The 4,112-nt window shown below is 70.2% G+C and carries 5 protein-coding genes; all 5 read left to right on the plus strand.

The features are described from left to right. Positions 1-7 precede the first annotated feature (7 nt). Positions 8-1,033: an alpha/beta fold hydrolase gene (locus U9980_RS00335; protein WP_416210093.1), complete on the plus strand. Its 1,026-nt coding sequence runs from the start codon at positions 8-10 to the stop codon at positions 1,031-1,033. Positions 1,034-1,095: 62 nt separating this feature from the next. Then, positions 1,096-1,659, plus strand: coding sequence for a tRNA (adenosine(37)-N6)-threonylcarbamoyltransferase complex ATPase subunit type 1 TsaE (gene tsaE / locus U9980_RS00340; protein WP_322766187.1), 564 nt, complete (start codon positions 1,096-1,098; stop codon positions 1,657-1,659). Between the two features lie 36 nt (positions 1,660-1,695). After that, complete coding sequence (tsaB, locus tag U9980_RS00345; RefSeq protein WP_322766188.1) at positions 1,696-2,496, plus strand: tRNA (adenosine(37)-N6)-threonylcarbamoyltransferase complex dimerization subunit type 1 TsaB; 801 nt, start codon at positions 1,696-1,698, stop codon at positions 2,494-2,496. Next, the gene (rimI, locus tag U9980_RS00350) at positions 2,493-3,062 is read left to right on the plus strand and encodes a ribosomal protein S18-alanine N-acetyltransferase (RefSeq protein WP_416210091.1); all 570 of its coding nucleotides are present in this window, start codon (positions 2,493-2,495) and stop codon (positions 3,060-3,062) included. Before tsaB ends, rimI begins: the two co-directional genes overlap by 4 nt. Then, positions 3,059-4,111 carry a tRNA (adenosine(37)-N6)-threonylcarbamoyltransferase complex transferase subunit TsaD gene (gene tsaD, locus U9980_RS00355; protein WP_322766189.1) on the plus strand — a complete coding sequence of 351 codons (1,053 nt, stop codon included), beginning with the start codon at positions 3,059-3,061 and terminating at the stop codon, positions 4,109-4,111. Before rimI ends, tsaD begins: the two co-directional genes overlap by 4 nt. Position 4,112 lies beyond the last annotated feature (1 nt).

Here is a 4,112-nt window from a genome sequence, read left to right on the forward strand (position 1 = left end):
GGCAGACCTGCCCGCCGATCTGTCGGACGCCTTGGCGCCCAGGCCGCCCGATGGCGGTCCGGTCCCGCTGGTCGGGGGGCGTCCGACCACGGTGATCGCGTCGGATGGCGTACCGTTGCACGTCGAGATCGTCGGAGATCCCGGCGCCGCGCTCACCCTCGTCTTCATCCACGGCTTCTGTGTCAGCCTTGACTGCTGGACGTTCCAACGCCGTGATCTTGCCGAATGTGGGCGGTTGGTGTTCTACGATCAGCGTGCCCACGGCTCATCCGGCGCCTCCGACGTCGCGGCATGCACGATTGAGCAGCTCGGTGACGATTTGTATCGAGTGCTGACCGACGTGGTGCCGACTGGACCGGTGGTCCTTGTCGGACACTCGATGGGCGGGATGACGGTCCTTGCGTTGGCTGATGCGCACGCGGAACTGTTCGGCGACCGGATCGTCGGGGTCGGCCTCCTGTCGACCAGTGCCGGCAGTCTGGCCACGGTGACCTTCGGCCTGCCGGCGGCTGCGGCGAAGGTCCTGCGCGTCACGCTGCCCGGTCTTGCCGTCGGCCTGCGCCATGCCCCGACGCTGCTGGAACGGGGCCGCCGCCACGGCAGTCAGATTGCGTGGGCCGCGACCCGTCGGATCGGCTTCGGCTCCACCGCTGTCGGTTCGCCTGTCGTGTCGTTCCTGGAGCAGATGGTGGCCGCAACGCCGCTGCACGTGATGGCCGCGTTCTTGCCTGCGCTGATCAGTCATGACAAGCTCGCCGCGGTGGCGGCGCTGGTGACCACGCCGACGCTGATTCTCGTCGGTGACGCCGATGTCATGACCCCGTTGGAGCACAGTCGGACACTTACCGACGCCCTGCCTGAAGCCGACCTGGTGGTCGTGGCCGGGGCCGGACACGCCGTCCCTCTCGAGCGCCCTGACGAGGTCAACGAGGCGCTGCGCACGCTGGTGAATCGGGCGACCGCCCGGCCGCGGGGTTTGTTGAGCCCGCAGCGATCGCACGGCCCTGATGACCTCTCCGCGTCGGCCTCGTGAACGGCTCGTCCGGGCCTGCCGGGTCTGCCGGGCCCACCGTCTGGACCGACGGACCGGCCTGGATGGTCGAGGTCCCGACGGCTGGAACCATGCGCGCTGTCGGTCGCCGGCTGGCCGGCGTGTTGCGCGCCGGGGATCTCGTGATACTCGCCGGCCCACTCGGTGCCGGCAAGACTGTTCTGGTCCAGGGCATCGCCGCCGGACTGGGTGTCATCGGGGCGGTGACCTCGCCGACCTTCGTGATCGCCCGGGTACACGATGACGGGCGGGTACCCCTGGTGCACGTGGACGCCTACCGTCTGGGCGCGGTCGCTGAAGTCGAGGACATCGATCTCGATGCTGAGATCGAGGAGTCTGTGACGGTTGTCGAGTGGGGCTCGGGGCTGGTGGAGGGCCTGGCTAGCGGGTATCTGCGGGTCGAGATCGAGCGGCCGCCCGAGGCCGCGCCGCTGCCCGGTTTCGGCGATGTCGACGATTGTGATGACAGCGGCGTCCGTGTCATCCGGATGGTCGGTAGCGACCGCGGATGGTCGACCCGCCTGCGGTCGTTGTGGGCGGAGGACAAGGGTGCGGTCCGGCCGCCGCCGGGGTTCCACCGGCCCGAACCACCTGATCATGCGATCTGATCGAAGATCCACCGGGCAGGCCCTAGGCTGTCAAACGTGCTGCTTCTCGCTGTTGACACGGCGACACCCGCCTGCTCGGTCGCCCTGGTGGATGTCCACCGGGGTCAGCCCGCCGCCGGATCGGCGAGCGTGGCCACCGCGGCTGGGGTCCCGGCGGCCGGGGTCATGGCGGTAGAGGGCATGGCGGTTGAGGGCATGGCGGTTGAGGGCATGACGGGACGGGCGCAGCGGCGGGTCGTCGATCCGCGAAAGCACGCGGAACTGCTGGTGCCGTTGATCCGGGAGGTTCTTGACGAAGCGTCGGCACGCCCGGGTGACCTCGACGCCGTGGTGGTTGGCATCGGCCCAGGGCCGTTCACGAGCCTGCGGGTCGGCGTGATGACAGCCGAGGCCTTCGCCGATGCCCTCGGCTTGCCTGCTTATGGCGTGTGTTCGCTGGACGGTATCGGTGCTGACACCTCGGGCAGAGTGGCCGTGGCGACCGACGCGCGGCGCCGGGAGGTGTACTGGGCGGTGTACCACAACGGCGAGCGGGTGGACGGGCCGTCCGTGGGCCGGCCACAGGTGGTCGTCGACGAACTGCGGCGGATGTCGGTCCACCGGGCGGTCGGCCCCGGCCTGCACCTGTATCCGGACGTCTTCGCGGATTTCGCCGACCTCGCCGACCTCGCCGACCTCGCAGAGCCGGCGGACCCGGGCTATCCGTCCCCGGTCACCCTCGCCCGCCTGGCCGGCGCGGCGGTCCTGGCCAACCGACCACCCGCGCCGCTCGTCCCGCTGTACCTGCGCCGGCCGGACGCGGCGCAACCGCGCCCGCCGAAGGCGGTGGCCCGGTGATCGGCAAGATGACGATCAGGACAGACCCGGCGACCGGGGATGCGCCGACACCTGGGCGGCGGGACGAGGTGACCCTCGTGCGCCTGCGCTGGTGGCATCTTGACGATGTCGCCGAGCTGGAGCAGGAGATCTTCGCCGAGGATGCCTGGAGCGCCGAACTGTTCTGGTCGGAACTCGCCCAGGGCGAGACGCGCCACTATCTGGCCGCCGTGCGCGGCGGGCGGATAGTGGGTTACGGGGGGCTTGCGGTCCATGACGATGAGTCCTACGTGCAGACCGTCGGCGTCAGCACGGATGCCCGCGGCGGCGGGGTGGGTACCCGGTTACTCGTCGCGCTGTTGCGCCACGCCCGGATACGCGGCGCCCACCGTTGCGACCTGGAGGTGCGCACCGACAACAGCACGGCCCAGGCTCTCTACCAGCGGCTGGGTTTTGTCAATCTCGGTGTGCGCAAGGGCTATTACCAGCCGTCCGGAGCCGACGCCTACGTGATGTCTGCTCGTCGTATCGACACCAACGACTACGGTGAGCTACTGGACGCGGTGGAGTCGACGGTGTCCCGGTGAGCGGGGCTCGCGCCGGTCCCACGGCCCCGGTGCGGGGTGACGCGCCGCTGGTACTGGGTATTGAGACCTCATGCGACGAGACCGGCGTGGGTTTGGTCCGCGGTGGCGTTCTGCTCGCCGACACCCTCGCGTCGTCCGTGGACGAGCACGCGCGCTACGGCGGGGTCATCCCGGAGATCGCAGCCCGGGCACACCTGGAGGCGATGGTTCCGACCGTCGAGCGGGCACTGTCCCAAGCTGGGCTGCGCCACTGCGACGTCGACGCGATCGCGGTCACCGCTGGTCCGGGCCTTGCCGGGGCGCTGCTGGTCGGTGTGGCTGCGGCCAAGGCGTATGCGTTCGCGCTCAGCGTCCCGCTCTACGGTGTCCATCACCTGGCTGCGCATGTCGCGGTGGACACCCTTGAGCATGGAGCGTTGCCCAGTCCGTCAATGGCGTTGCTGGTCTCCGGTGGGCATTCGTCCCTGCTGCTGGTACCGGACCTCGCCACCGGCGCGGTGATCCAGCTCGGGGCCACGGTCGACGATGCAGCGGGCGAGGCGTATGACAAGGTTGCCCGGCTGCTCGGGATGCCGTTTCCGGGTGGACCGCCGATAGATCGGGCGGCCCGGGACGGGAGCCCCACGATTGCGTTCCCGCGCGCGAAGGCGGGCGACGGTACCTTCGACTTCTCCTTCAGCGGGCTGAAGACCGCGGTGGCCCGCTGGGTGGAGGCGCGCAACCGCGTGGGCGAGCCGGTGCCCGTCGCCGACGTCGCCGCGTCGTTCCAGGAGGCCGTTGTGGATGTGTTGACGGCCAAGTCGGTCGCGGCCTGCAGATCGCACGGGGTGGACACCCTGGTGATCGGCGGCGGCGTGGCGGCGAACAGCAGGCTGCGGTCGCTCGCGGCGGCGCGGTGCGAGGCCGCCGGTATAACCCTGCGGGTGCCGCGGCCCGGACTGTGCACCGACAACGGTGCGATGGTCGCCGCGCTGGGCTCCCTTCAGGCCGCGGCCGGGGTCACGCCGTCCCCGCTGGACATTTCCGCCACCTCGATCCTTCCGTTCTAGC

The organism is Protofrankia sp. Cr1, assembly GCF_963555865.1.
Classification (GTDB): Bacteria; Actinomycetota; Actinomycetes; order Frankiales; family Frankiaceae; genus Protofrankia.

Coding starts and splice junctions, on each gene's coding strand:
- tsaE (WP_322766187.1), top strand. CDS start 1,096: ATGGTCGAGGTCCCGACGGCTGGAACCATGCGCGCTGTCGGTCGCCGG.